The 237-nt window shown below is 44.7% G+C and carries 1 protein-coding gene; it reads right to left on the minus strand.

Going from position 1 to position 237, the window contains the following annotated elements:
- On the minus strand, positions 1–221 hold a 221-nt coding region (locus AAEZ03_RS28825), incomplete at its 3' end, for a formyltransferase family protein (RefSeq protein ID WP_350583421.1).
- Between the last annotated feature and the right edge of the window lie 16 nt (positions 222–237).

The following is a 237-nucleotide window of genomic DNA, read 5'->3' on the forward strand; positions in this document are numbered from 1 at the left end:
CTATCAGTATGTGATAGCACGGCGACAGGTATGTTAGCTTGCTCGGCACGCTTGATAGCGTAGGCGTCTTCACGATTACTAATGACGCCGACGATCTCAATTGGTAGTGCACCTGCTTGCATTGCATCTATTAATACTTGTAGATTGCTACCACTACCTGATACTAAAACGGCAATGCGTAATGGTTTATTGTTGCTAGTTTTGATAGGACTGTCTGACATTAACGGTACACCACGG

It is taken from the genome of Pseudomonas sp. HY2-MNA-CIBAN-0224 (genome assembly GCF_040310285.1).
Taxonomy (GTDB): domain Bacteria; phylum Pseudomonadota; class Gammaproteobacteria; order Pseudomonadales; family Pseudomonadaceae; genus Aquipseudomonas; species Aquipseudomonas helleri.